Raw genomic sequence first — 25,360 nt, forward strand, 5'->3', positions numbered from 1 at the left:
GTGGCGACATTCACTCGGACAGCCGGTACGGGAACCGGTTACGCCGGGTGGCATTTTTTGCGATGCTGAGCGGGTGACCGCCGAATCGGGCACGCACACCGGACGTGAGGGCGCCAAGCCGCCGCTCGCCCCCCGCGCACCGGAACTGGTGCTGTGCGCCGTCGATGAACCACTCGCCGCCGCCTGGACCGCCGCCGCGCAGAAACTGGCCGGCCGGGTCCGGGTGCACCGCGGGTCGGTGCTCGACGTCGTCGCCCAGGCCGTGGTCAGCCCGGCCAACTCCTACGGCTGGATGCGCGGCGGCATCGACGCCGTCTACGCGCAGGCGTTCCCGGGCGTGGAGCAGAGCGTCCGCAGCGCCGTCCTGGCCTTCCACGGCGGCGAGCTGCCGATCGGCGACGCCGTGGTGGTGCCGACCGGCGAGGCCGAGCCGGCCTGGCTGATCAGCGCCCCGACCATGCGGGAACCCGGCGAACGGCTGCCCGCCGACACCGTCCACCCGTACCTCGCCGCCCGCGCGGTGTTCCTGACCTGGCGCGACGGCCGGCTCGACCACGGCCCGGTGCGGGAGTTCGTCGACACGATCGCGATGCCGGGCCTCGGCACCGGCGTCGGCGGCGTCGCCCCCGCGACCTGCGCCCGGCAGGTCGCCGCGGCCTGGGCTGAAGTCTTCGGAAAAATGTGACGCTGGGTGATCAACCCCCGGTAGGGGGTGGACTACGTCACAGCGCTTTCACCGGCCGTAAGCCCTACCGTTAATCACGCAGGTGAACGTCCGCCAGTGCAGGCGACGGCCGGAGGAGTGTGCGATGACCCGGGTCCGCGAACTCAGCCCGTATGTCGAGCTGCACCGGGAACAATGGAAAGAACTCAGGAGCTCGACCCCGTTGCCGCTGACCGCGGCCGAGCTGCTGCGGCTGCGCGGTCTGGGCGAGCAGGTCGACCTGGCCGAGGTGGCTGACGTCTACCTGCCGCTCTCCCGCCTGATCAACCTCCAGGTCGCCGCGCGCCAGCGGCTCTACGAAGCGACGACGACGTTCCTCGGTGACGACTCCCGCGGCACGAAGGTCCCGTTCGTGATCGGCATCGCCGGGAGCGTGGCGGTCGGCAAGTCGACCACCGCCCGCATCCTGCGCACGCTGCTCGCCCGCTGGCCGGACCACCCCCGCGTCGACCTGGTCACCACCGACGGCTTCCTGTACCCGCGCGCCGAGCTGATGCGCCGCGGGATCATGCACCGCAAGGGGTTCCCGGAGAGCTACGACCGCCGCGCGCTGCTGCGGTTCGTCACCGAGGTGAAGTCGGGCGCCGAGCGGGTCGCCGCGCCGGTGTACTCGCACCTGGCCTACGACATCCTGCCCGGCCAGGAGCAGGTCGTGCAGCAGCCGGACATCCTCATCGTCGAGGGACTGAACGTGCTCCAGCCGGGACCGCGGCTGATGGTGTCCGACCTCTTCGACTTCTCGATCTACGTCGACGCGCACACCGACGACATCCAGCGCTGGTACATCGAGCGGTTCCTGGAGCTGCGGCACACGGCGTTCGCGGACCCGGCGTCGCACTTCCACCACTTCGCCGGCCTGCCCGACGACGAGGCCCGCGCCGAGGCGCGCCACCTGTGGCACTCGATCAACGAGCCGAACCTGATGGAGAACATCAAGCCGACCCGCCCCCGGGCGACGCTGGTGCTGCGCAAGGACTGCGACCACACCATCAACCGGGTCCGCTTGCGCAAGCTCTGACCTGGTCACGCACCTCGTCACCCACATGCCGCGCTTTGGCACGCTGAGCGAAGGCGCGCACACGATTCGTTGACCGGTGACGACTCTCCGCGCCGGAAACCGGCCGTTCGGCCGAGGCGGGTCGTTCAGCCGTAACCGGTTGGCCGATACCGGGCATGCGTTGTGAAAGCGACCCTGAAGGAGTCAGGAAAACGGCTCTGAGCTGGGGAGGAGGCCCACGATGTTCACCATGATCCTCACGTGGGTCGGTGCGGTGCTCGGTCTGGCCTTGCTGATCGCGATGGCCGCGGGAACCTTCGTCGTCGACTTCGACGACCGGCTGCAGGAGCGCCGCAGGAAAGCGAAGCCCGCGGAACACGCGGGCCCCCTCCCTTAGCGATCAGAGCTCGGCCAGCGCCTCGACGTAGGCGTCGGCGTCGTATTCGAGGTTTTCCGCGTCCAGCAGGCTGTTTTCCAGTGTGTCGATGAGCTGCTCGAAGATCTCGTCGCGGTCGAGCTCACCCTCGCCGAGGCGCTCGGCGGCCTGCCAGACCTCGGCGGGCTCGTTGTCCCACAGCTGGTCGACGATCGTCGCGCGCAGGATCAGTCGCTGCTCGTCCTCGTCCTCGTCGGCCTCGGCGATGACGAGTGCGCGGCGCTGGTCGGCGTCGGTCGGGTCGAGGTCGACCTCTTCCTCGTCGATCTCCGTGGTCGTCGACGGCACCGCGAACATCCGGCGCTCCAGCGCGTCGGCCAGTTCGGTCGGCGACAGGTCGCCGGTGTCGGCGAAGTAGCGCTCCAGCGGGGAGTCGTCCTCGTCGGTGTACTCGCTCAGGTAGTCCTGGACGGCTTCGTCGAGGGCGGCGATCGCCGTCTCGGTCAGGTGCGCCCGCTCGCCGGTCCACTGCACCCAGGCCAGCACGACCGGCTCGACGGCGTCCTCGTGGTCGGCGTCGAGTTCGTACTCCTCGCCGAGCAGCCCCTCGAGGAACCGCGCGATCTTCTCCGGCCCGACGCGCAGCGGGTTGCCCGGGTCGGTGCGCAGGCCGTGCTCCAGCAGCAGGCTGCCGATCGAGCGGGCGGCGCCGGCGTCCTCACCGCTCGCCGCGACGAACTGCTCGACGACGGCCGCGCGCTCGGCGTCGGACCACTCGGCGACCTCGGGCACGAGCGCCGGTTCCGGCAGCGCGCGGCACCAGGTGAGCGCGACGGCGTGGAAGCGGGCGTAGTCCTCGCTGACGTCGGCCTCGTCGAGGTGGTCGGTGGCGGCGAGGCCGTCCGCGATCAGGCGGTGGGCTTCGGCGGGGTCGACGGCCTCGAAGAGGACCAGCTCCGGGTCGGCGTCGGACTGCTCCCGCATCTCGGCGACGACGTCCGCGGGCCCGTCGATCACGACGAGGTCCCGCACCCGGCCGCCCTCGGTGAAGTCGAGCAGCGCGAGCAGGCCGTACGCCTGGTCGCCGTGGGTGAAGACGCAGAGCAGGGACGACTCGTCGCCGTAGACGTCCCCGGTCCGCCAGCACTCGCCGGCGGTGACCCGGCCCAGCCCGGCGGCGAAGGCGGGCTCGGGGATGCCGCGGCCGAGGACGACCTGGAGTCCGGCGTCGGCGGCCTTGCGTTCGACGTCGGTCTCGGCGACGACCTTGAGGGCGGCCAGCAGCGCGGCGGCGCCCGGCGTGATCTTGCGCTGGGCGAAGCCGATGAGTTCCAGGCCGAGCGGCTCTTCGCCGTCCTCGACGGGCAGGTCGCGGAACTGGCCGAGCACCTCGGAGGCGAGCAGTTCGACGTCGACCGGCGCGGGGTCGGCGCCCAGCGCCGAGAAGTCGTTCAGGACGTCCTTGAACAAGCCGGTCACGCTGTGCGTGACGGGCTGCGGCTGCCTCTTGCGGGCGCGACTCACCGGGCTCATGGCCTCATGCTTTCACTTCACCGCGAGCGGGTCGCGGTGGCCCTGGCGCGGGTCCCGCCGGGTGCTCGACGGGGAGGCGCCGAGCCTGGACGACGGAACTGGGCCACCGCGACGCCTGGCGCGCTCACGATGTCCCGGTGCACGTGAATCACCGGTTCTCCCGGCTCAACGAGGGCTGCGCTGCGAGGTTACGGGCTTTTGGGGGTCCGGGTGGCGGAGCCCCCGGCCCGGGGCGAAGCCCCGGTTGTCACGGCTTTCGGCAGCGCGATCCTGGCCGCCCGGATTTCCGTGATCAGGCGGGTTTTCCGCCGGTGGTTTTCCACCAGAGCGGCCAGGTAAGCGGTGAATTCGTCCGGCGTTTCGGCGCGCTTGTGCAAGGTGCGCAACAGCTTCAGCCGGCGGGCGGCTTCCCGGTAGGCCTGCGGGTCCTTGCGCTCGATGAGCTCGTCGACGTGTTCGCGGAGGACCGGGATCGCCTCGGCCGGGTGCTCGGCCGCCCGCTGTTCGGCCAGTTCGAGCTTGAGCTCGGCGGACGCACCGAACCGGACGCAGGCGCGCCAGGCTTCGTCGGGACGGCCGTCGTCGAGCAGGACGCGGACGAGCTCGCCGGCCTGTTCGGCACCTTCGGCGGCACGTTCGCGCAGGCGAGCGAGCGCTTCCCGGCGCTGGGTCGTCCACTTCCCGTCGTTCGTCGCGGCCTCGCGCAGGGCCGCGTAGGTCCCGAGGCCCGGTTCGGCGTCGAATTCCTTGCGACGGCGGGAGGTTTCGCTCTCCGGCTCCGGTGCCGGCGGCTGCTTGTCGTGGGTGAGCGCGCGGGCGGCGTGCGCGATGGCCTCGCTGTGGCGCCCGGCGGCCCGCAGCACCCGGACGATCTTGAGGCTGACGTCCACCCGCGGCGGCTTGGCCGACAGGATCGCCACCAGCTCGTCGACGTCGCCGAGCACCTCGGCCAGCTGCTCCCGCAGCCGTTCGGCCACGTCGCGGCGGTGGCCCGGCCCGTTCGCCGCGAGCACGTCGTCCACAGTGGACTTGATCCGCTTGAGCCCCGGCTCGCCCAGTGCGGACGCGAACTCGGCGAGGTCGATCACCGGGCGGCCGGGGCCGTCGAACTCGACCTCGAGGATCCAGTCGGCCAGCTTCTCCGGGTCCGGCGGCCGGGCGGCGCACGCGCGGGCGTACAGCTCGACGGCCCGGTCCAGCCGGTCCGCCAGGTCGCCGGCGTGGTCGCCGGACTGCTCCAGCACCTCGCTGATGTCGTCGACCGTGCGCCGGGCCAGCGGGGCAAGATCGGCGCGGCTGCCGGCGTCGAGCATCCGCTGCAGCGTGTCGAGGACCGCGCCGATCTTCGCGGTGTACTCGACGTTCCCGTCGGTGACCGCGGTGTCGAGCAGCCGGTGCGCCTCGCTGACGTCACCGGATTGGGTGGCCGCGCGCAGTTCGAGCGAGTGCCGCAGCTCGGGATCGCGCTCGGCTTGGGCGTACAGCAGGTCCGCCAGCGTCTCCGCGTCCAAAGTGCGCAGGTAGAGGCGAAGATCCGAGAGGGGACTCACGCGCACCAGTCTGCCCGACGGGCGCCAGCACGCGTGTGGGCCAACCGCGTGCTCTTTTCGGAGTAATCAGCGACGGTGGGTGAGCACCTCATCGGCGGCGCAGGTCGTCGAACACGGCTTTCAGCGGCCACGGGTCCGGGATCCCCGGCCGTCGTGACCGTGCGTGGCGGGGTCGCGGGATGGCCGGGTGGACGGTCGGCACCATGATCGGGACGACCGGCACCGGCACCCGAGCCACGAGCCGCCGGACCACCACCATCAGGAGCACGGCGAACAACAGGAGCGCCGTCCCCGCGGCGAGGGCACCGGCAAGGGTGCGGCGGCCGTCGTCGAGCGTCAGCTGCACGGCGTACTGGCTCTGCTGCGTGTACAGCAGGCCGAGCTGGGCGGACACGGCGTAGGAAGCGTTCCGCCACGTGGGCTCGGGCACCGGAAGCGGTTCGGCGGCGGTGAAAGCGTTCTCGGCGGCCGCCAGGCTGCTCCATTCGGCGCTACGCGTGAGCGTTTCGTACGCCATCCGGCCACTCTCGGTGAGCTGCGGGACGACCCGGGCCAGCTCGGCCCGGTAGGAGGCGACGGCGGAGGTGAACGACCCCCGCGTGACGTTGTCCAGCCCGGCCAGGGCGAGGGAATCGGAGCGATCCATGCCTTCGGCGACGGAAAGCAGCTCGACGGCGGTGGTCTGCTGGTAGCCGGACTCGGCGTCCGGGGCGTGGCGCGCGTACTCGCGCAGCCCGGCGATGGCGGACTCGATCCGCTGGGTGTAGCCGGCGTACGCGGCACTGCGCTGCTCGGGCGCGGCCATCGCCGCGCTCCGCTCGGCCTGCAACGCGACCACCGCGCGGGCCGTCCGGTCCGCCGCGGCCGCCGTCTCCACGGCCAGGTCCCGGGTCCGAACCGCTTGGTGGATCAGGAGAATCGCGATCACGACAGCCACGGCGACGAGCGCGCCACCGGGGATGAACGCGATGCCCAGCATGCGGCCGCGGACGGAGCGCAGGTACTTCAAGACGTTCCCTTCCCAGCCTTGGTCCCCGCAACAATCCCGACGAAGTTCAACCTATTGAGTGAGAGATTCACCGGTCAACGCCCGTCCGCCATACGGCCGCTGACGCACTGTGATTGCCGGGCTTCGCCCGGGCCGGGGGCTCCGCCACCCGGACCCCCGAAAGCGGTGGTGACCACCAGGCACAATGCCGCCCGTGACTTTCGACGACGTGACCCAGCGGCTGCGAGCTTTCGCCGCGGCCCGTGCCTGGGAGCCGTACCACACCCCGAAGAACCTCGTGATGGCGCTTTCCGGCGAAGTCGGCGAGCTGACCTCGCTGTTCCAGTGGCTGACCCCCGAGGAATCCGACGCGTGGCGCGCGGATCCGGCGCTGGAGGGCAAGGTGCTGGACGAGATCGCGGACGTCACGCTGTACCTGCTGCAGCTGGCCGACCGCCTCGGCGTCGACCTGGCCGCGGCGGCCCACGCGAAGATCGACCGCAACGAGGTCCGGTTCCCGCCGCCGGCCTAGCCCCAGAACACCCCGCAGGGGTCGCGGTCGATCTCGGCGAGCAGCGCGGGCGGCGTGCTGGCGACCGGCCCGTCGGGGTGGCTCAGCCACTGCCCGTCCCGGTCGGCCCACCACACCGACCAGATGCCGAACTCGTCGAACCGCAGCTGCGCGATCTCCTGCTCGCTCCAGTCGGCCCCGGCCTGCGGCGCGCGGCGTTCGACGATGGTGACCGCGCGGCCCCGCGTCCGGCACTCGACCCGGACCCGGTCCTGGAGGTGCTCGGGGACGCGCTGCGCGCACCACCGTTCGATCTGCCGCAGCGCGAGCTCCGGAATTGCCATGACTCCAGTGAACCGGACCGCGTCACCCGGCGCGCAGGTGGGCGAGCACGGCGTCGTGGGTGAGCTGGTCGCCAGCCTCGTGGACTTCCCGATCCCGGACGGCCCGTTCAAGTGGATCAGCCGCGGCACCGCACCGAGGCTAGCGCGCCACGGGCTCGGCGAGCCACCAGCCGCCGACCAGGGCCCCGATCCCGAACGCGGCGAAGAAGATCCCGGCGGCCACCGGTGTTCCGCCGAACATCGCGAGGACGACGATGACCATCAGCAGCAGCCCGATCCCCATCAGGATCCGCCCACCGACGAGCTTCGACGTCGCGGCGGGCGCCGCGGCCGGCCGGGCGGGCGGTGGTTCGAACCCGAGGGCGACCGGTGCGGACCCGACGTCGAGCAGGACGGCACCCAGCTCGGCGGCCCGCGTCAGGCGGGGCTCGTTCGCGGGCACGGTCTCGTCGGCCACCAGGTGCGTGACGCTCGCGGTCAGCTTCTTCGCCAGCTGGACACCCTCGGCGAGGACGCGGGCCCGCAGCCGGTCCGCCGCGATGCCGGCGCCGAGCACCAGCACCCGGGTCGGCTTGCCGCCCGCGCTCGGCCGCAGGTCACCGGCGCCGGCGACGCCGAGCGCGGTCGCCACCTGCCGCAGTTCGCGCGCTTCCGCCACGGTCACCACGCCGTCCCGTTCCGCGATCTCCCGCAACGCGGTCACGAACTGCTCGTGCGTCGAGCGCACGTACGCTTCGGACAGCCCCGCCTCGCGCGCCAACGCGGCCAAGGCCGTCACCTCGTCGGGTGTCAGGTGCTGATCGGCGACGACCCCGGCGAGCAGGTCCAGGTAGGCGTTCCCGGCTCCGCCGTCGGGGATCCGCTCGACGGCCTCGGCCATCCACCCCGGCTCGGCGGGCGGCTCCTCCGCGCGGGGAAGCAGCCGGCCGCCGGCGAACCGCGGCAGGCTCGGGAAGGCCGGCGGGGTCGCGAACGTCAGGCCGTACCGGCCGAACAGGACGGTCGCCAGCCGCGCGATCGTCCGCGCCGCCGCCAGGGCCGAGGGCCCGGTGGGCACGCCGAGGGCGTGCGCCACGGTGGCCGTCCGGTAGTTGGGCAGCCGCAGCACCGACCGGGCGGCCGCCGTCGTCGAAACGCCCGGCAGCGCGGGCACCCGGACGCCGAGTGCCCCGATCTCGCGGTCGAGGAACGCCCCGGTGAAGGCCGGGTCGTGCGCCACGACGACGCTGCCGGCGCAGAGGTCGAGCAGCGGGCCCAGCACCTCGCCGAACGACGGTGCGCCGTCGAGCTCGCCGCGCGTGATGCCGTGGACGAGCGGCACCCCCGGCCCGGGGTCCACCAGCGTCGAAAGCTCACCGGCGTGCGAGCCGTCGGCGTGCACCCGCACCGCGGCGAGTTCGACGACGCGGCCCGGGCGCAACCCGGTGGTCCGGATGTCCAGTGCGGTGAAGTCGAGACCGTGCGCGGGGAAGCCGCCGGTGCCGAGCAGCGCGAGGGATTCGATCACGTCCGCAGGTCGTTTCCCGATCGGCCGCTGTGACAGCTTTTCGGCGTGCGGCCGTGGTTCGTGACGTGATCGTGACGGCAACATTCCGCCGGATAACGACTGGTGGTCGATCACGGGCTCGCGCGTAACAACGGCGGGAGATTTCCCGAGTACACCGTCGGCACGTCGCTCGAGGAACGAGGAAATCCCGCATGCAGCCGAAGAAGCGCTTTCCGAACTGGCTGAAGATCGTCCTGGCCGCGTTCGCGGTCCTGTTCGTGCTCGGCGCGATCTTCGGGAAGGCACCCGAGCCGAAGGTCACGACCGCCGCCGCCCCGGCGTCCTGCCCACGCTCGCGCCCAACCCGGACCTCGCCCGGCCCGAGCCGGCGCTGCTCTACCGGCTGCTGCTGACGACCTGGTGGGACCCGGTGCCCCCGGAGTTCGGGACCGACGTCGAGGCGCTGGTCCGGCGGCTGCTCGTGCGGCTGCTGGCCAGGCTCGCGCCCGGCGACGCCGTGACCGACGTCGACGCGCTGATCGAGCTGGCCGGGTGGCACGCGCCGCTGCTGCCGACCGACGACTTCGGCGGGCTCGTCCGGGAGGCGCTCGGGGAGGGCGAACTGCTCGGCGTCATCGCGCACGGCGCCGTCACCTCGGCCGGACGCGCCCTGCTCGCCCCGGAGAGGCTCGTCGAAGTCACCGGCGAACTGGTCTCCCGGGCGCGCACGACCGCGTTGTTCGGCACCGACCTGACGGCGATCGTGCCCGGCTCACCCGACGCCCGGCTCGCCGCGCTGCTCGACCGCGTCGCCGATCGGGAGGCGCAGGGCACCGCGACCAGCTGGCGCTTCTCGCCGGCGTCCGTGCGGCGGGCGTTCGACCTGGGCGTTCAGGTCGCCGAACTGCTCGGCGACCTGCGCGGCGTCGCCACCGGCGAGCTGCCGCAGCCGCTGGTGTACCTGGTCAACGACGTCGCGCGGCGGCACGGCGAGGCGCAGGTCATCGACGTCGCGAGCGTCGTCGTCGGCGAGCCCGCCGTGCTGGCCGAGCTCGCCGCGCACCGGAAGCTCGCCAAACTCGGCCTGCGCGCGGTGGCGCCGACCGTGTTGACGTCCACTGTGGACGCCGGTCGTACACTGGAGGCGTTGCGCGAAGCGGGTTACGCGCCGACCCGCCACGCCGCGGACGGCAGCATCGTGCTGCCCGCCCGCGACCAGGCCGAGCCGACGGTGGCCGTCCGCGACCCAGAACCCGGCGAACAGCCACCCGATCCCGCCGGCCACGCCGAGCGGTTGCTGGCCGCCCCGGTGACCGGCCCGGCGCTGCTGCGCGGCCAGCTCGCGCGGGCGATGAGCGACCGCTACGCCGGCCGGCTCACGCCGAAGCAGCAACAGCTCTGCTGGCAGCTCGAAGCCGGGCTGCCGGTGGACATCGCGTACGGCGGCGAGCACCTCGTCGTCGCCTACCCCGAGCTCGACGGTGACGTCCTGGACGTCTGGTCCCTCCACGAGCGCACCTACCGGCGGCTCGAGCTGGCGCGGATCGAGCTGGCTCAGGCCTCGACGGCGGTGAGCCTCGCGTAGGCCACGACGTTGTCGAGGTAGTTGCCGCTCGACCGGTCGAACGCCCCGCCGCAGGTGATGAGCCGCAGCTCGGGGTCCGGGGTGTCGCCGTAGACCTCGTCGGTCGGGAACGCGGCCTTCGCGTAGCGGTCGACGCGGTAGACGGTGAAGACGGCGATCCGGCCGTCCGCGCGGCCGACCCTGGCCTGTTCGCCCGGCCGCAGGTCCTTCAGGCGGGAGAACGCGCCGGGCACGTGCTTGTAGTCGACGTGCGCGGCCAGCACCGCCGGGCCGGTCTCCCCGGGCGACGGCGCGCCGGTGAACCAGCCGACGGTCGTGGCGTCGCCCGGGACTTCCAGCGCGCCGTCCGGCGTCAGGCCGAGGTCCTTGATCTCCCCGGCCCGCACGCCGATCGCCGGGATGGTCAGTGACGCCGGTTTCGCCGAGGGGAGGCCGTCGGCGGTCGTTGCCGTGGGGTGCGCGAGGCTCGCGGTGCCCACCGCGTCCGGGGCGGCCGGGCTCGGCGGGGCGATCTCCTGCGGTGCCTTCGGCGCCAGGACGAGGACGAGGGCCACGGCCACGACGACGCCGAGCGCGGCGACGACCGCGGTGACCGCGGGCCACAGACGCGGGTGCCTCAACTCGGGCGCCGGCGCAGGTAGAGCACCATGCCGCCGGACACCGTCGCGGCGAACAGCGTGCCGCTGAGCACGAGGAAACCGGGAACGTCGTCGTCCGGCTCACCGCCGCCGGTGGCGACGCCGCCGACCGGCTTGACCTTCACCTGGCCGCCGGTCTTTTTGGTGTCCTTCTTCGGCGGAGTGGTGGTCTTTTTCGTCGTGGAAGTTGTTGCGGTGGCCGGCTGCTTCGGCCGGTGCGGGAGCGTTTCGCAGGCGATGCCGTTCTTGTCGCGGTCCAGGCCGTTCGGGTCGCCCGGCGTGGCGTCGAGGACCGCCTGGGCTTCCTCCTGGTACTGGAAGTCCGAGCAGTCTTTGTCGGCGGCGAGCGGGGTCGCGAGCTGCGCGGAAGCGAAGGGGACGGGGCCGAGGAGAGCGAACCCGGCAACGGCGGCGGCCGTCGTCAAGGCACGACGAAACAGGGACAACGGAATTCCTTCCGAACGGAATCTGGGGCGATTGCGTGGTTACTATCGCCGTCTCGGCGACGCTGTTACGGACGTTTCCGGAATTCCGGAAATGCCAGCGCTCCACGAAGAGCGACGGGTTCCGTGATTCTTTCGCGTTTCGGTGTTGACCTGCGGATTCACCGTCCAGGAATGCCTGCCGGCCGGAATGTTACGGGCCGCGCGGTCACACCTTTGAGGTAATTCACGTGTGACGGTGCCGACCGGCCGCCACCGCGGCGCCCGCACACCCCGTAGCCTCGGGGTATGCCGATCCAGGTACTGCTCGTCGACGACCACGAACTGGTCCGCCGCGGGCTCCGCGACCTCCTCGGCGACGAGCCCGACATCGAGGTCGTCGCCGAGGCGAGCAGCGTCGAAGAGGCCCTGGCGGTGGCGATGCACGTCGAGCCGGAGGTCGCGGTGGTCGACGTCCGCCTCGGCGACGGCGACGGCATCACGCTCTGCCGCGAGCTGCGCTCGAAGCCGAACCCGCCGGCCTGCCTGATGCTCACCGCGTTCGACGACGAAGAGGCGATGGTCGGCGCGATCATGGCCGGCGCGGCGGGGTACCTGCTGAAGCAGGTGCGCGGGCAGGACGTCGTGAACGCGGTCCGCGAGGTGGCGGCCGGGCGGTCGCTACTGGACCCGGTGAGCACGGCGCGCGTGCTGGACAAGATGCGCCACCCGCCGACGGACGAGCTGGCGACGCTCACCGAGCGCGAACGCGACGTGCTCGAGCTGATCGGCCAGGGCCTGTCGAACCGCGAGATCGCCGAGCGGTTGTTCCTCGCGGAGAAGACGGTCAAGAACTACGTCACGTCGGTGCTGGCGAAGCTCGGCATGCAGCGCCGGACGCAGGCGGCGGCCTGGATCGCGCGGCGCGAGAAGTAACCATCCGCAGCTGCCGCGTCCGCAATCCGCCGTTCGCTGCGACCTTTCCCGCACCTCGTCACGGTCAGCCATGTCGATCAGGTCGTTTCCCGACCGAGATTCACTCGAACGTGAGTCGAATATATGTTCGATGGACCGGTAAGATCAATGTCGAGGGCGTGGAAGGGAGGCTGGATGACCCGAGAAGGATGAGTCAGTCGAGCGGCAGGTCGAAGGCGACGAGGGTGCCGAGGCTGGGTGAGGAGTTCAGGAAGAACTTCCCGCCCGCGGCGTCCGCGCGTTCGGCGAGATGGCGCAGCCCCCGGGTGGCCACGCCTTGGGGAACACCGGAACCGTTGTCCCGCACGCGGAGTTTGACGCCGCCGGAGTCCCTGGTGAGCGTCACGCGGGTTTCGCTGGCGCCGGAATGCCGGACCACATTGGACAGTGCTTCCCGCAGCGCGGCCCGGATGTGGTCGGCGCGTTCCGCGGGGATGTCGGCGAATTCGCCGGACAGCTCCAGGGTCGGCGGGTAGCCGAGCAGCTCGCCGGCGATGCGAACCTCGCCGCGCGCCGACTCGGCGAGGTCGGTGGGCGTGCCGGTGTCGTGGCGAGGCTCCGGCGACCGCAGCGCGCGCACGGTGCCGCGGATTTCCTCGATGGTCTGGTCGAGCTGGTCGATGGCATCGGAAAGCCGAGCCCCATCGGCCTGGGCGAACCGCTTGCGCATGTTCCGCCGGACGCGGTCCAGCTGCATCCCGGCACCGTAGAGCCGCTGGACGATGACGTCGTGAAGCTCGCGGGCAATGCGCTCCCGCTCTTCGTAGAGGGCAACGCGATGGCGCGCGTTGGCTCCTTCGGCGAGCGCGAGGACAACCCCGGCCTGGGCAGCGAAGGCGACAAGCATCTCGACGGTGCCCGCGGAGAAGGGCTCCCGCCCCCGTTTCCGGTAGACGGTGAGCGACCCGAGCACCCGCCCCCCGGACCCGAACGGCGCGGCCGCGAAGGGACCGTAGCCGTGGAGTTCGGCGGGCACGTAGGGCGCGGTGCGAGGATCGACGGTGAAGTCTTCGCTGGACACGGGTTCACCCCCGCGGGCCACCTGGCCGGCCGCGGAGTCAGCGGGAAGAGCCAACCCCCGCAGCGACTCGCCAGTGGACCCTGTGCCGGGCAGCGCACCTGGTTGCGGGGAGCGAGCATCGGCCGCCGGGCTGGCGAAGTCCGAGCTGCCGACGAGCTGGTCCGGGTCGCCAGGACGCGCATCGTCCCCCGCCGCGCTGGAGCCGGACGCTCCGCCGAGCGCCGCGACCGAGTCCGCACTGCCGCCGCCCAGCGCTGCCGGCGGCTCGCCTGCGTCGGTGCCCGGCCCTGGGCCGCCAGGACGCGCATCGTCCGCCGCCGCGCTGGAGGCAGTCGCTCCGCCGAGCGCCGCGACGGAGTCCGCACTGCCGCCCAGCGCTGCTGGCGGCTCGCCTGCGTTGGTGCCCGGCCCTGGGCCACCGGGAGGCTGAGCCGAGCCGGCCTCGCCCGCCGGTGCAGTGGGCGCACCGGAGTCCGCGCTGCGCAGCGGGGCCGAGTCGCCGTGCACATCGCCGAGCGCCTCGAGCGGCTGGCCGGCGTCGGCACCCAGTCCCGCACCGCCGGAACTCGGGCTGCTTGCCGGGTGGGGTGTGGCGTAGTGGGCGGCCTCGACCACGACCCGGCCGTCCTCCGTGCTCACCATGGCCAGGCCCAGGTCGGCGTCGGCCAGCTCGGCCGCTCTGGCCACGACCGTGTCCAGCACCGCTCCCGGGTCGTCGCCGGACAGGGCGGTGCTCGTGATCTCTGTGGCCGCGGACAGTGCCCGCGCGGCAAGCGTCGGATCCATGAGTTCCGCCATTATCGCGCGGCGCGGCGACGGCGCGGCAAGGACACCGCGGGAATCGATCACGGCACCGGCACCCTGGTCACGACGCGGCCGTCGCGGACCTCGAGGACCACGTCCGCGCCGGCCGCCTCCTCCGCCACGTGCGTCACGTGCACCACCGTGCGGCCGGCCAGGGCCTCCCGCAGGTGGGCTCGCACCACCCGGGCCGTCGCTTCGTCCAGGTGCGCGGTCGGCTCGTCCAGCAGCACCAGCCCCGCCGACGGCGCCCCGAGCAGCGCCCGCGCCAGCGCCACCCGCTGGGCCTGGCCGCCGGACAGTCCGGTGCCGCCGCTGCCGAGCACCGTCTCCGGCGGGACGTCGAGCGAAGCGGCTTGCAACGCCGCGCGCAGCTCGTCCTCGGTCGCCGTCGGGCGGGCCAGGCGGAGGTTCTCGGCGATCGTCGTCGCCGCGAGCATCGGCTCCTGCGGGGCCCAGGCCACCGCATCCGGGACCTCGACCGCGCCACGGCTGGGCTCGAGGAACCCCAGCAACGCCGCGACGAGCGTCGACTTGCCCGCCCCGCTCGGGCCGACCACCGCCGCGTACGTTCCGGGTGCCAGGTCGACGTCGACGTCGTGCAACACCACCGGTCCGCCCGGCCAGCCGAAGTCCGCTCCCCGCAACGAGACCGCCGGCCCCCGTGTCGCGAGCACCGGCGCTTCCGGCACGTCGGCGAGGCGGCGGCGCGCACGTTGCAGCGTGTCCCAGTGCTGCGCGACCGGCGGGAGCAGCGCCAGGACCTCCGCCAGCGCGAGCGGCACCAGCGCCAGCAGCGGCGCCAGGACCGGGTCGAGCCGTCCGTCCGCGACCGCCGCCGCGGCGAACGCCGTGCTGACGACCGTCGCCGCTCCGCAGACCAGCGTCACCAGCGCCTCCGCCGCGCCCGCGCCGAACACCTGGCGACGCGCTTGCGTCACCAGGTGCGTGTCGGCGTCGGTGAGGGCGCGGCGGTGGTTCCCCGCTGTGCCGAACGCGAGCAGCTCGGCCGCCGCTTCGAAGATCACCAAGACTCGGGTGGCCACCTCGCGTCGGCCGGTGGCCAGCGCGGACGTCGCCCGGCGCTCCGCACGCAGGGCAACCCATGGGGCGCACAGCCCGAGTGCCACCGCCGCCGCGAGGGTCAGGCCCGCCGCCGGCAGCACCCACGTCTGCACGGCGATCGCACCGGCCGCAACCAGGAGCACCACCAGCGGCGGCGACACCACCCGCGGCAGGAGGTCGCGCACGGTGTCGACGTCGCCCACCAGCCGGCGTTGCCCCTCGCCCGCGCGCAGGCTCCGCGCCGGCCCGAGACGGACCAGCGAGTTCCACAGCCGCACGCGGACGCGGCCGGCGATGCGGAACGCGGCGTCGTGCGTGACCAGCCGTTCGACGTACCGGAGCCCCGCACGGCCGAGGCCGAACGCGCGGACGCCGACGACCGCGACCGTCAACGTCAGGATCGGCGGCTGCTGGGACGCCTTGGCGATCAGCCAGCCTGACGTCGCCGTCAGCGCCACGCCGGCCAGCAGCGCCAGCGCGCCCAGCGCGGCGCCGCCGAAGAGACGTCCGTCGAGGAGCGCGCGCCACTTCAGCGGCGCGTCCGACGAGTCCACTGTGGACGTCTCGGCCGAAGCAGTGGCCTCCGACGGCAGGTCGACAGCCGCGGTGCGTTCGTGGGCCGCGATGATCGCCGCCGCGCCGTTGTCGACGGCGCGCTGCACCGCGTCGAGCACCAGGCGCGCGCTGGCTTCGTCGAGGTGCGCCGTCGGCTCGTCGAGCAGCAGCAGCCAGGCGCCGTGCCGCACCCGGTTCAGCGCCCGCGCGACGGCGACGCGTTGACGCTGACCCAGCGACAGCTGGGAAACCGGCCGGTCGGCCAGCCCGTTGAGGCCGAGTTCGGCGAGCAGCTCGTCCGACGAGCCCGCTTCCTCGCGGACCGTGCCGCCGGTGAACACCGGCGACTGCGGCACCCACGCGACCTGCTCACGCCAGCGCGCGAGGTCGGCGTCGGCGAGGCCGGTCGAGCCGATCGTGATGGTGCCGTCGTCCGCCGGGACGAAGCCGAGCAGGGCCGAGAGCGTCGTCGACTTGCCGCCGCCGCTCGGGGCGCGGAGCCAGACCGTCTCGCCGGGGCGGACGGCGAACGACTCGCCGTCCGGGGCGAAGCCGCCGCGGCGCGCCACCCGCAGCGCTGCCACCCGCACCTCACCCCGCTCCGGGATCGCGGTCCCCGACGGCGGCACGGGGAGGGCCAGCAGGTCGGCGACGCGCCGGACCGCTTCGATGCCGTCCTCGCTGGCGTGGAACGCCGCGCCGACCGCACGCAACGGCTGGTAGCACTCCGGCGCGAGGATCAGCACGCCGAGCCCGATGGCCAGCGGCAGGCTGCCGCCGGCGAGCCGGACGCCGATCACCACCGCGACGAGCGCCACCGACAGCGTCGCGACCAGTTCGAGCACGAAGGCCGAGGAGAAGGCGACTTTCAACGTCTTGAGCGTCGCGCGGCGGTGGCGTTCGGACAGCCGCCGGACGGTCTCGGCCTGGGCCGCGGCCCGGCGGAACGCGGTCAGCACCGGCAGCACGCGGACGAGTTCCAGGAGCCGCTCGGACATCCGGTGCGTCGCGTCGGTCGCGCCGGCGACGCGGTCGGCGGTGTACTTGCCGACGAGGATGGCGAACATCGGCAGCAGCGGCACGGTCAGCGCGACGATGACGCCGGATGGCCAGTCGGCGAACAGGATCGCCGCGCCGGCGCCGAGGGGCACGACGGCCGCCGTGACCAGGGCGGGGAGGTATTCGCGGAAGTAGGCGTCGAGCGCGTCGAGGCCGCGGGTGGTGAGCGCGGTCAGCTCGCCGTGGCCGCGCTGGGCGATCCACTCGGGGCCCAGGCGCAGCGCGTGGTCGACGGCCTTGGCGCGGAGTTCGCGTTGCGCTGTCGCGGCGGCGCGGGCGGAGACCGTGCGCACCGCCCAGCCGGTCAGCGCGCGCGTCGCGACGAGCGCGAGCAGCGCGGCCAGCTGGGCGGTGCGTCCCCCGGATCCTGCTCCGACGATCGCCGCGAGGACGTCCGCGAGCAGGAATGCCTGTGCCACCAGGGCAGCGGCGTTGACGAACGACAGGAAGCCCACCAGGGCCAGCGCCCGGCGCACGGCCGGCACGAGGGCCGGCAGCGCGCCGAGCGGGCCCTTTCCCGGCCGCGCTGAGTCCACTGTGGACTCCGAGGCGAGAAGGGTTGCGCGCCCGGGAAGTTCGTTCATGGTGCGTGGACCGCCGGGATGTGCTGGGTGCCGATGCGCTTGCGGAACACCCAGTACGTCCAGCCTTGGTAGACCAGCACCGCCGGGGCGCCGAAGACGGCGACCCAGGTCATCACGGTCAGCGTGTACGGGCTCGACGCGGCGCCCTCGATGGTCAGGGTGTTGGCGGCGTCGAGGGTGGAGGGCAGCACGTTGGGGAACAGCGCGCCGAACATCGTGACGGCAGCCCCGGCGATGACGACGCCGAGCGCGGCGAACGCCTGCCCGTCGCGGTCGGCGCGCAGCCGAAGCCACGCGACGGCGGCAGCGAGAGCACTGATCCCGAACGAGAGCAGTGTCCACAACGTGCCGGCGCGCCACTGGACGACCGCGAGGAACGCGACCATCGGCACCATGGCGACCGGGAGCAGTTTGCCGGCCAGGTTCTTCGCGCGTTCCCGCAGTTCACCGCTGGTTTTGAGGGCGAGGAACGCGGCGCCGTGGGTGATCGAAAAGGCGGCGATGGCGAGCGCGCCGAGCAGGGTGTCCCACCGGACGGCGGCGAACGCTCCGCCGGCGCGGTTGCCGGCGGCGTCGAGGGGCAGGCCGAGGACGGTGGTGGCGAGGATGAGGCCGACGCCGAGCGGCGGGATCCACGAGCCGATCATGATGACGCGGTCCCAGTTGCGGCGCCAGCGGTCGGAGTCGACCTTGCCGCGGTACTCGAAGGCGACGCCGCGGCCGATGAGGGCGAGCAGCACGAGCAGCAGCGGCAGGTAGGCGGCCGAGAACAGCCCCGCGTACCAGGCGGGGAAGGCGGCGAACATGGCCCCGCCGGCGACGATGAGCCAGACTTCGTTGCCGTCCCAGACCGGGCCGATGGTGTTGACCATGACGCGCCGCTCGGTGTTGTCCTTCGCGAGGACGGGCAGCAGCATGCCGACGCCGAAGTCGAAGCCTTCGAGGAAGAGGTAGCCGAGCCAGAAGAAGGCGATGACGACAAACCAGACGATGGCGAGGGTCATCGGGCACCTCCGACCGACCGGTCGCCGCGAGTTATCCACAACGGGTCGAGTTGTCCACAGATTTGCTGTGGGTAACCCTGGAGAGTGATCGGGCCGATACACTGGGTTTGGGGACGCCCCCCGGGAAGGGCGGGGGCTGCTTTTGGTTGGTGAGAGGCTGCTGCACCCCTGCTGAGCTGGGGTTTTGGCGCAGCCGGAGTGGCCGTGAGGCGCGGGAGCTGCGTCGAACCGGACGAAGCGGGCCCTCGAGTGGGGCGGGGTGTGTCCGGCAGGTTGTTCCGGTCGGCGATTCGGCCGGTACTCGGTCGGCTCGCTGCCGCACAGGCGCTGAGCTGAAGATTTGGCATCGTCGGCCGCCTCAGTACGCGAAGGCGAGCGTGTCCTCGCCCGGTTTGTCGGAATCCTCGGGCTTCTCCGGGGGCATCACCGCTTCGACGCCGCCGCGGATGTACTTGCGCATCAGGTAGACCTCCACCACGCCGAGGGCCGCGTACACCGTGGTCAGGGCGATCAACGACGTCCAGACCTCGCCCGTCGTCAGCCTCGACACCGCCTGGGCGGTGAACATCCACACGCCGTCGACGCCGGTGGGGTTGGGGGCCACCACGAACGGCTGACGGCCCATCTCGGTGAAGATCCAGCCCGCGCTGTTGCCGAGGAACGGGGTTGCGATGCCGCCGAGGACCAGAAGTGGGAACCAGCGGCCGCTCGGGAGGCGGCCTCGGCGGGTCAGCCAGAGGGCAAGCAGGCCGATACCCGCCGAGATCGCGCCGAAGCCGATCATCATGCGGAAGCCCCAGTACGTCACCGGGAGGTTGGGGACGTAGTCGATCGGCTTGCCCGCCAGCGAACCCAGCGCCGGGTCGTCCGGGTAGTTCGTGCCGTACTTGGCCTGGTACTCCGTCACCAGGTTCTCGACGCCCTTGACCTCCGTCGAGAAGTCGTTGTGCGCCAGGAACGACAGCAGCGCGGGCACGTTGAACGTCTTCACGTCCTCGCAGTTCGCGCCCGAGACGTCGCCGATCGCGATGATCGAGAAGCTGGCCGGCTTTTCCGTGTGGCACAGGGCTTCCGCCGACGCCATCTTCATCGGCTGCTGCTCGAACATCAGCTTGCCCTGCGCGTCACCCGTGATCGCCAGGACCGCGAACGCCGCCACGCCGACCCAGCCGCCGAGGCGCAGCGACGAGCACCAGACGTCCTCATTGGCGCGACGCCGCCAGAGGTGCCAGCCCGCGACGCCCACCAGGAACGCCGCCGCCACCGAGAACGCGCCGGCCAGGGTGTGCGGGATCGCGGCCAGTGCCGTGTTGTTCGTCAGCACCGCCCAGATCGAGTTCATGGTCGGCTTGCCGTTCTCGAACGTCACGCCCACCGGGTGCTGCATCCACGAGTTCGCGGCCAGGATGAAGTACGCCGACGCCATCGTGGCCAGCGAGAACGCCCACGCGCACGCCAGGTGCACCTTCTTCGGCAGCCGGTCCCAGCCGAAGATCCACAGGCCGAGGAACGTCGACTCGACGAAGAACGCGACGAGCCCTTCCATCGCCAGCGGCGCGCCGAAGACGTCGCCGACGAAGCGGGAGTACGCGCTCCAGTTCATCCCGAACTGGAACTCCTGCACGATCCCGGTCACCACGCCCATGGCGAAGTTGACCAGCAGCAGCTTGCCCCAGAACTTGGTCATCTTCAGGTGCCGCGGATCGCCGGTGCGGACCCAAGCGGTCTGCATCGCCGCGACCAGGATCGACAGCCCGATGGTCAGCGGGACCATCAGGAAGTGGTAGACGGTGGTGATGCCGAACTGCCACCGCGCTAGCTCAAGGACCTCCACGTGGTCCAGCCTGCTCCGGGGGGCCTGACCCGGCCAGATCAACTGGTCCCGTTCCCGGCGGGACCAACGTCCTACCGCTGGTCGAGGGCCTTCCGCGCCTCTTCGCCCACGACCCGCCGCGGCCCCTCGTCGCCCAGCTCGAGGACGTGCCGCAGCGCCAGCGCGTACGCGGTGTCGAACGCCTTGTCCGCCTCGACCGGGATGTTCGGCGCCACGCCGACGCCCTCCCAGTTCTCCCCCGACTCCGGGTCGTACGAGCGGGCGATCGGCACGGTCACGTCCAGGTAGGTGTCCACTTTGTAGCGATCGCAGGGGTGCGCGCCGCCTCGCGTCGTTTCGCCGACGGTCTTCGCGCGGCCCTGCCGCTGCAGCGAGAAGGCGAGGTCCTCGCCGCCGGAGAACGTCACCGGGCCGGTGAGCACCCAGATCGGCTTGGTGCCGCCGAACTTCGGGCCCGGGACGTACGGCAGCGTCCACATCTGGGTGACGCGGTCGCCGTCGCGCTCGTAGAAGTCGAGGTAGTGGGTGCGCTCGTCGACGAGGTAGCTCTGCAGGAACGCGCTGGTCTCCGGGTCGCCGCCGCGGTTGTGCCGGACGTCGAGCAGCAGCGCGTCGGCCGAGGCGATCAACGTCATCGCCGCCGAGACCGACGGCGCGGCGAGGTCGATCGGGTAGAGCATGGTCGTGTCGAGGTAGCCGACGTTGCCCGCGAGCCGCCGCACCGCCGCGATCCCGAAGTTCTCCAGCTCGCCGGCGCGCCGGAACTGCTCGGACGCGTGTTCCGCGGCACCGTCCACGGCGACGGGGTCGAGGTGGTGACGCAGCCGGAGGTGTTTGTCGTCGTTCACCGACTGCAGGTCGGTTGTGACGGCCGTCGCGAATTCCGCTTCGCCCAGCTCCGCGTACGCGCCTTCGTCGAGACGCGCCCGAAGCACCTTCGCGAGCTTCGCGGCGACGTCCGGGAAGACGTAGTGCGCTTCGACCCGGCGGATGACCTCTTCGACCTGCGCAGCACGCGCCTGTGACCCCATGCCGGTGAACTTACCGCAGGCCACAACCGAAAATTCGGCGCACCGAAGAAAATTGTGCGACAGCCCTGGATGTCAAATTCATGGCCGCCGATCGAGCAATTTCGCGATCACCATCAGCTTGCGACTTTCCTGACCTCCCCTTTATCGTTGCAGTGAAAGGGGCGAAAGAATACTCATGACTGCCGCTATGGTGGCGCTGATCAGCGCGTTCGGCCTGGTCCTCGCCGTGGAACTGCCGGACAAGACGCTCGTCGCGACCCTGGTGCTGACCACCCGTTTCCGCGGTTGGCCGGTTTTCGCCGGGGTGTGCGCCGCGTTCGCCGTGCAATGCGTCATAGCGGTCGCGTTCGGCAGCGTGTTGACGCTGTTACCGGACGTCGTGCTTTCCCTGGTCGTCGCCGCGATGTTCGGCCTCGGCTCTTTCATGCTCCTTCGCGAGGGTTTCAGCGAAGCGGACGAAGCGGGCGAAGACGCTTCGCGCACCGGCCCCTCCCCGGCGTCCTTCACGCGCTCGGCGATGACGTCGTTCGGCGTGCTCTTCGCCGCCGAGTGGGGCGACGCCTCGCAGCTCGCGACGGCCAGCCTCGCCGCCCGCATCGGCAACCCGTTCGCCGTCGGCGTCGGCGCCTTCACCGCGCTCGTGGTGGTCGCCGGGCTCGCCGTGTTCATCGGCGCGAAGATCCGCAGCCGGATCAAGCCGAAGCTGATCCAGCGCTGCGCCGGGTTCGCCTTTGCCGGGTTCGCCGCGTTCGCGCTGGTCCAGCTCGCCTTCTGACGGCTGCCTCACAGGTTCGCCCGGTAACCTTTCGGGAACGAAAGGGGGAGCACCAGGTGAACTCGCATGCCGTCTCGCCGCTGCACGGCCGGGTCGCGCTCGGCGGCATCGGCGTCGCCGTGGCCATCTCGATCGACCTGCACCTGCGGCTGTCGGGCCAGGTCAGCCCGATCTGGCAGACGCTGTCGGAGTACGTCTACGGCAAGCTCGGCACGTCCTCGGCCGCTCCCCTGTTCAGCGTCATGTGCCTGGCACTGTCCCTCGGCTCGGTGGCGCTGCTCGCCGGCATCGCGAAGGCCCACCGCCCGGGCACCACCGCCGTCTGCGTGCTGCTCGGCGTCTGGTCGGCCGGGCTGCTGGTCTGCGGCCTCGTCCCCGTCGACCCGGACGGCCAGGCGCGTTCGCTGGCCGGACAGGTCCACAACATCGCCGCGCTGACGGCGTTCGTCGCGCTGCCCGCGGCCGCGTTCGTGCTCACGTGCAAGGGCCGCGAGCGCTGCCCGTGGGAACCCCGCCGGACGACGATCCGGCGCCTGGCCACGGCGAGTTTCGCCAGCGTCGGCGTGGTGCTCGCCGGGTTCGTCCTGACGCTCGTCCTCGGCCCGGCCCAGCAGGACGTCACGCTGGGCCTGTTCGAGCGCCTGCTGTTCACCGTCGACGTCGCCCTGCTGCTGACGATGGTCCGGCCGCTGCTCAACCGTCCGTCTTGAGGATTTCGGCGAGCCGGGTGGCGGCCGCGACGACCTGCGGGCCCACTTCGGCCGCCTTCAGCGGCTCCATCGAGACGACGCCGACGCTCGCCCGCAGCCCCGGTACCCCGCGCACCGGCGCCGCGACGCCGGACGCGCCCGCTTCGAGCTCGCCCGTCGACGTCACCCAGCCGTCGCCGCCCGGCCGCAGGCTCATCGCCTTGCCGGCCGCGCCGGCGGTCAGCGAATGCCGGCTGCCCACCCGGTAGGCGACGTGGAAGTTGGTCCAGGACGGCTCGACGACGGCCACCGCAAGCGCTTGCGGCCCCTGCGCGACCGACAGGTGCGCGGTCGCGCCGACCTTCTCGGCCAGCTCCCGCAGCACCGGGCCGGCCGCGTCCCGCAGCTGCGGCAGCACCTGCCCCGCCAGCCGGAGCAGCCCGACACCGAGCCGGACCTTGGTGCCGTCGCGCCAGACCAGCCCGCGCTCCGACAGCGGCACGAGCAGCCGGTAGACGGCCGCGCGGCTGGCCCCGATGGCCACCGCCAGCTCGGAGATGGTCGCCGCGTCGCCACCGGCGTCGGCGACTGCCTGCAGCAGCGCCAAGCCCCGGTCCAGCGTCAGCGACCCCTCCCGGCTGGTCACAGCAAGCCGAGTTCGCCCAGGTCCGCGACCGGCTCCTCGAACGACGCCGCCGCGTAGGACGCGAAGAGCGCCCGCACGGCCTTCGCGGCCGGCTCGGACAGCGCACGGGCCTCCTCGGCCAGCGCCTGGGCGTCGGTCGACTCCAGCGCGCCCCGGACGTCGCCGCCGGCGAGGCTGCGCGCGGAGGCCACGAGCAGGTTCAGGAAGCCGTGGTGCACGAACCCGGTGTCCGGGTCGGTGTGCCGGACCGCGCGGTGCAGGCTGTTCGTCGCCTTGAACGACGCCCCGGTGGACCCGCTGACGACGGCGAGGAAGTCGGCCACCTCGTCGACGCTGGGGAAGTTCTCGCCCGCCTGCCCGCCGCAGCGGATCTTCGGCCAGCTGCCGTGCTCGATCACCTTCCGGACGCCGTCGAGCCAGCCGACGCCGCGCCGCGGCTCGACCACCCGGATGACGTCCTCGGGGACGAACTCCGAGACGCGCTCGAGCCACACCTCGTCGACGTCCGACGGCGCGGGCATCTCGACCATCCGCAGCGCGAGCAGCTCACTGCGCGATTCGACGATCGAGATGGCTTTCGGGACCCCGCCCAGGCCGGTGTCGATGATCAGCGAAAGCGGCAGCGGCTGCTTCGGCTTGATCTTGATCAGCTCGGTGATGAGCTCGGGCAGCCGCGACGCCTGGCAGAGGAAAACCCCCAGGACACCGGCGTGTTCGGAGCCCCGGCTGGCGAAGTGCGCACGGAGTGCTTCGGGCATGGCCGCATCGCCCGGAGGGAACAGCGCCGAGTCGTCGACGAGCCTCGCGAACAGGGGAGGAATTCCACGGGGGCCGGGGGGCGTGAGTTCCACAGCGCTTGACACGACTGACACGCTAGTAGCGTACGACATCAGGACAAAATCGTTCGCACAACGAACACGTCAGAAGGGGACGTCGATGCCTTACTACCGGCGAGTAGGCGAGATCCCGCACAAGCGGCACACCGCGTTCCGGAAGCCGGACGGCGGGCTCTACGCCGAGGAGCTGATGGGCGTCGAGGGCTTCTCCGCCGACTCCGCGCTGCTCTACCACCGCGGCCTGCCGACGGCGATCGTCGACGCCGTCGCGGTCGCGGAGGACCGCGGGTCGCTCACCCCGAACCACCCACTCAAGCCGCGGTCGTTCCAGACCCGGGACCTCAAGTTCGGCGGCGAGGCCGACGCGGTGACCGACCGGCGGCGGCTGTTCGGCAACAACGACGTCACCATCGGGTTCGTCACCGCGACCGCGCCCAGCCCGCTGTACCGCAATGCGGCCGGCGACGAGCTCTTCTACGTCCACGGCGGCTCGGCGACCTTCGAGACCATCTACGGCCGCCTCGAGGTCGGCGACGGCGACTACGTCGTGATCCCGACGTCGTGCACCTACCGGGTCGTCCCCGACGGCGAGGTCAACCTCTTCACCCTCGAGGCGCGCGGCCACATCGGGCCGCCGAAGCGCTATCTGTCCGCGAAGGGGCAGTTCCTGGAGCACTCGCCGTACTGCGAGCGCGACATCCGCGGGCCGGAGGAGCCGCTGCTGGAGGACGGCGAGGACGTCGAGGTGCTCGTGCGGCACCGCGCCGGGCTGACCCGCTACACCTACGCGACGCACCCGTTCGACGTCGTCGGCTGGGACGGCTGCCTCTACCCGTGGGTGTTCAACATCGACGACTTCGAGCCGATCACCGGCCGCGTCCACCAGCCGCCGCCCGTGCACCAGACGTTCGAGGGCCCGAACTTCGTCGTCTGCTCCTTCTGCCCGCGGAAGGTCGACTACCACGAGGGCGCGATCCCGGTGCCGTACAACCACGCGAACGTCGACTCCGACGAGCTGATGTTCTACGTGCGCGGCAACTACGAGGCCCGGAAGGGCTCGGGGATCGGCATCGGCTCGCTCTCGCTGCACCCGTCCGGTTTCACGCACGGCCCGCAGCCCGGTGCGGCGGAGGCGTCGATCGGCGCGGAGTTCTTCGACGAGACGGCGGTCATGGTCGACACGTTCGCGCCGCTGGAGCTCGGCGAAGCGGCCGAGGCGTCCGAAGACCCCGGCTACGCCTGGACGTGGTCGCGCCGCGGCCCTAAGTCATAGTCAAGATTCGGAAATACCGTCCCCTTCCCGTTCCGCCGGCCGGATAATGGAAATCCGG

24 protein-coding genes and 1 pseudogene are annotated in these 25,360 nt (G+C 72.0%); 10 read left to right on the top strand and 15 right to left on the bottom strand.

Annotated features, from left to right (window positions below; genetic code table 11):
• Positions 1–73: 73 nt before the first annotated feature.
• The 3 genes from ACWDN5_RS03055 to ACWDN5_RS03065 all read left to right on the top strand — a co-directional run bounded on the left by ACWDN5_RS03055 (position 74) and on the right by ACWDN5_RS03065 (position 2,118).
• On the top strand, positions 74–685 hold the full coding sequence (locus tag ACWDN5_RS03055; RefSeq protein WP_310968193.1) for a macro domain-containing protein: 612 nt from the start codon (positions 74–76) through the stop codon (positions 683–685).
• A gap of 124 nt (positions 686–809) precedes the next feature.
• Positions 810–1,742: a type I pantothenate kinase gene (coaA, locus tag ACWDN5_RS03060; RefSeq protein WP_004558577.1), complete on the top strand. Its 933-nt coding sequence runs from the start codon at positions 810–812 to the stop codon at positions 1,740–1,742.
• Between the two features lie 220 nt (positions 1,743–1,962).
• Positions 1,963–2,118 (top strand): hypothetical protein, encoded by a 156-nt coding sequence (locus ACWDN5_RS03065; protein WP_449674100.1) that lies wholly within the window; start codon positions 1,963–1,965, stop codon positions 2,116–2,118.
• Between the two features lie 3 nt (positions 2,119–2,121).
• Here ACWDN5_RS03065 and ACWDN5_RS03070 read toward each other — a convergent pair whose 3' ends face one another.
• From ACWDN5_RS03070 to ACWDN5_RS03080, 3 genes are all read right to left on the bottom strand, one after another.
• A complete protein-coding gene (locus ACWDN5_RS03070) occupies positions 2,122–3,630 on the bottom strand; it encodes a hypothetical protein (RefSeq protein ID WP_310968195.1) in 1,509 nt (502 codons plus the stop codon).
• Positions 3,631–3,818: 188 nt separating this feature from the next.
• Positions 3,819–5,180: a DUF6880 family protein gene (locus tag ACWDN5_RS03075; RefSeq protein ID WP_396136861.1), complete on the bottom strand. Its 1,362-nt coding sequence runs from the start codon at positions 5,178–5,180 to the stop codon at positions 3,819–3,821.
• A gap of 88 nt (positions 5,181–5,268) precedes the next feature.
• Positions 5,269–6,189, bottom strand: coding sequence for a nitrate- and nitrite sensing domain-containing protein (locus ACWDN5_RS03080; protein ID WP_449674102.1), 921 nt, complete (start codon positions 6,187–6,189; stop codon positions 5,269–5,271).
• Positions 6,190–6,382: 193 nt separating this feature from the next.
• Between ACWDN5_RS03080 and ACWDN5_RS03085 the strand changes: the two genes are divergently transcribed.
• A complete protein-coding gene (locus tag ACWDN5_RS03085) occupies positions 6,383–6,700 on the top strand; it encodes a nucleotide pyrophosphohydrolase (RefSeq protein ID WP_310968197.1) in 318 nt (105 codons plus the stop codon).
• Here ACWDN5_RS03085 and ACWDN5_RS03090 read toward each other — a convergent pair.
• A complete protein-coding gene (locus tag ACWDN5_RS03090) occupies positions 6,697–7,023 on the bottom strand; it encodes a DUF3024 domain-containing protein (protein WP_310968198.1) in 327 nt (108 codons plus the stop codon). The two genes, ACWDN5_RS03085 and ACWDN5_RS03090, sit on opposite strands and share 4 nt — an antisense overlap.
• Positions 7,024–7,162: 139 nt before the next feature.
• Positions 7,163–8,530: an exonuclease domain-containing protein gene (locus ACWDN5_RS03095; protein WP_449674105.1), complete on the bottom strand. Its 1,368-nt coding sequence runs from the start codon at positions 8,528–8,530 to the stop codon at positions 7,163–7,165.
• Positions 8,531–8,721: 191 nt separating this feature from the next.
• On the opposite strand from ACWDN5_RS03095, the gene ACWDN5_RS03100 reads away from it, so the two are divergent.
• Positions 8,722–8,922: a hypothetical protein gene (locus tag ACWDN5_RS03100; RefSeq protein WP_449674107.1), complete on the top strand. Its 201-nt coding sequence runs from the start codon at positions 8,722–8,724 to the stop codon at positions 8,920–8,922.
• Between the two features lie 17 nt (positions 8,923–8,939).
• Positions 8,940–10,094: a helicase-associated domain-containing protein gene (locus tag ACWDN5_RS03105; protein ID WP_449674109.1), complete on the top strand. Its 1,155-nt coding sequence runs from the start codon at positions 8,940–8,942 to the stop codon at positions 10,092–10,094.
• Here ACWDN5_RS03105 and ACWDN5_RS03110 read toward each other — a convergent pair.
• Together ACWDN5_RS03110 and ACWDN5_RS03115 are read right to left on the bottom strand one after the other, a co-directional pair.
• Positions 10,064–10,714, bottom strand: coding sequence for a class F sortase (locus ACWDN5_RS03110; protein ID WP_449674111.1), 651 nt, complete (start codon positions 10,712–10,714; stop codon positions 10,064–10,066). The genes ACWDN5_RS03105 and ACWDN5_RS03110 overlap by 31 nt on opposite strands.
• A complete protein-coding gene (locus ACWDN5_RS03115; protein ID WP_449674113.1) occupies positions 10,711–11,178 on the bottom strand; it encodes an excalibur calcium-binding domain-containing protein in 468 nt (155 codons plus the stop codon). Before ACWDN5_RS03115 ends, ACWDN5_RS03110 begins: the two co-directional genes overlap by 4 nt.
• Positions 11,179–11,463: 285 nt before the next feature.
• Here ACWDN5_RS03115 and ACWDN5_RS03120 point away from each other — a divergent pair, with 285 nt between their 5' ends.
• Positions 11,464–12,090, top strand: a complete 627-nt coding sequence (locus ACWDN5_RS03120) for a response regulator (RefSeq protein WP_043788689.1) — start codon at positions 11,464–11,466, stop codon at positions 12,088–12,090.
• Between the two features lie 193 nt (positions 12,091–12,283).
• Here the strand turns inward: ACWDN5_RS03120 and ACWDN5_RS03125 are convergent, their stop codons facing one another.
• The 6 genes and pseudogenes from ACWDN5_RS03125 to ACWDN5_RS03150 form a co-directional block, all read right to left on the bottom strand.
• Complete coding sequence (locus tag ACWDN5_RS03125; protein ID WP_449674175.1) at positions 12,284–13,525, bottom strand: histidine kinase; 1,242 nt, start codon at positions 13,523–13,525, stop codon at positions 12,284–12,286.
• Positions 13,526–13,737: 212 nt separating this feature from the next.
• A pseudogene (locus tag ACWDN5_RS03130) lies at positions 13,738–13,936 on the bottom strand (GAF domain-containing sensor histidine kinase); the annotation flags it as partial.
• Between the two features lie 59 nt (positions 13,937–13,995).
• On the bottom strand, positions 13,996–17,214 hold the full coding sequence (gene cydD, locus ACWDN5_RS03135) for a thiol reductant ABC exporter subunit CydD (RefSeq protein WP_449674115.1): 3,219 nt from the start codon (positions 17,212–17,214) through the stop codon (positions 13,996–13,998).
• On the bottom strand, positions 17,211–18,218 hold the full coding sequence (gene cydB / locus ACWDN5_RS03140; RefSeq protein WP_310968205.1) for a cytochrome d ubiquinol oxidase subunit II: 1,008 nt from the start codon (positions 18,216–18,218) through the stop codon (positions 17,211–17,213). The genes cydD and cydB overlap by 4 nt, the downstream gene beginning before the upstream one ends.
• A gap of 358 nt (positions 18,219–18,576) precedes the next feature.
• Positions 18,577–20,052 (bottom strand): cytochrome ubiquinol oxidase subunit I, encoded by a 1,476-nt coding sequence (locus ACWDN5_RS03145; RefSeq protein ID WP_449674117.1) that lies wholly within the window; start codon positions 20,050–20,052, stop codon positions 18,577–18,579.
• Positions 20,053–20,123: 71 nt separating this feature from the next.
• Positions 20,124–21,083 (bottom strand): S41 family peptidase, encoded by a 960-nt coding sequence (locus ACWDN5_RS03150; protein WP_449674119.1) that lies wholly within the window; start codon positions 21,081–21,083, stop codon positions 20,124–20,126.
• Positions 21,084–21,270: 187 nt separating this feature from the next.
• On the opposite strand from ACWDN5_RS03150, the gene ACWDN5_RS03155 reads away from it, so the two are divergent.
• Both ACWDN5_RS03155 and ACWDN5_RS03160 read left to right on the top strand, forming a co-directional pair.
• Positions 21,271–21,858, top strand: coding sequence for a TMEM165/GDT1 family protein (locus ACWDN5_RS03155; RefSeq protein WP_310968508.1), 588 nt, complete (start codon positions 21,271–21,273; stop codon positions 21,856–21,858).
• Positions 21,859–21,914: 56 nt separating this feature from the next.
• Entirely contained in the window at positions 21,915–22,568 is a 654-nt protein-coding gene (locus ACWDN5_RS03160; protein WP_449674121.1) for a DUF998 domain-containing protein, read from the top strand.
• Here the strand turns inward: ACWDN5_RS03160 and ACWDN5_RS03165 are convergent.
• Together ACWDN5_RS03165 and ACWDN5_RS03170 are read right to left on the bottom strand one after the other, a co-directional pair.
• Positions 22,552–23,193 (bottom strand): IclR family transcriptional regulator, encoded by a 642-nt coding sequence (locus tag ACWDN5_RS03165; protein WP_310968209.1) that lies wholly within the window; start codon positions 23,191–23,193, stop codon positions 22,552–22,554. The two genes, ACWDN5_RS03160 and ACWDN5_RS03165, sit on opposite strands and share 17 nt — an antisense overlap.
• A complete protein-coding gene (locus ACWDN5_RS03170; RefSeq protein WP_310968509.1) occupies positions 23,190–24,044 on the bottom strand; it encodes a hypothetical protein in 855 nt (284 codons plus the stop codon). Before ACWDN5_RS03170 ends, ACWDN5_RS03165 begins: the two co-directional genes overlap by 4 nt.
• Before the next feature lie 85 nt (positions 24,045–24,129).
• Between ACWDN5_RS03170 and ACWDN5_RS03175 the strand changes: the two genes are divergently transcribed.
• Complete coding sequence (locus tag ACWDN5_RS03175) at positions 24,130–25,302, top strand: homogentisate 1,2-dioxygenase (protein ID WP_310968210.1); 1,173 nt, start codon at positions 24,130–24,132, stop codon at positions 25,300–25,302.
• Positions 25,303–25,360: the final 58 nt, after the last annotated feature.

The organism is Amycolatopsis sp. NPDC003731, from assembly GCF_053586895.1.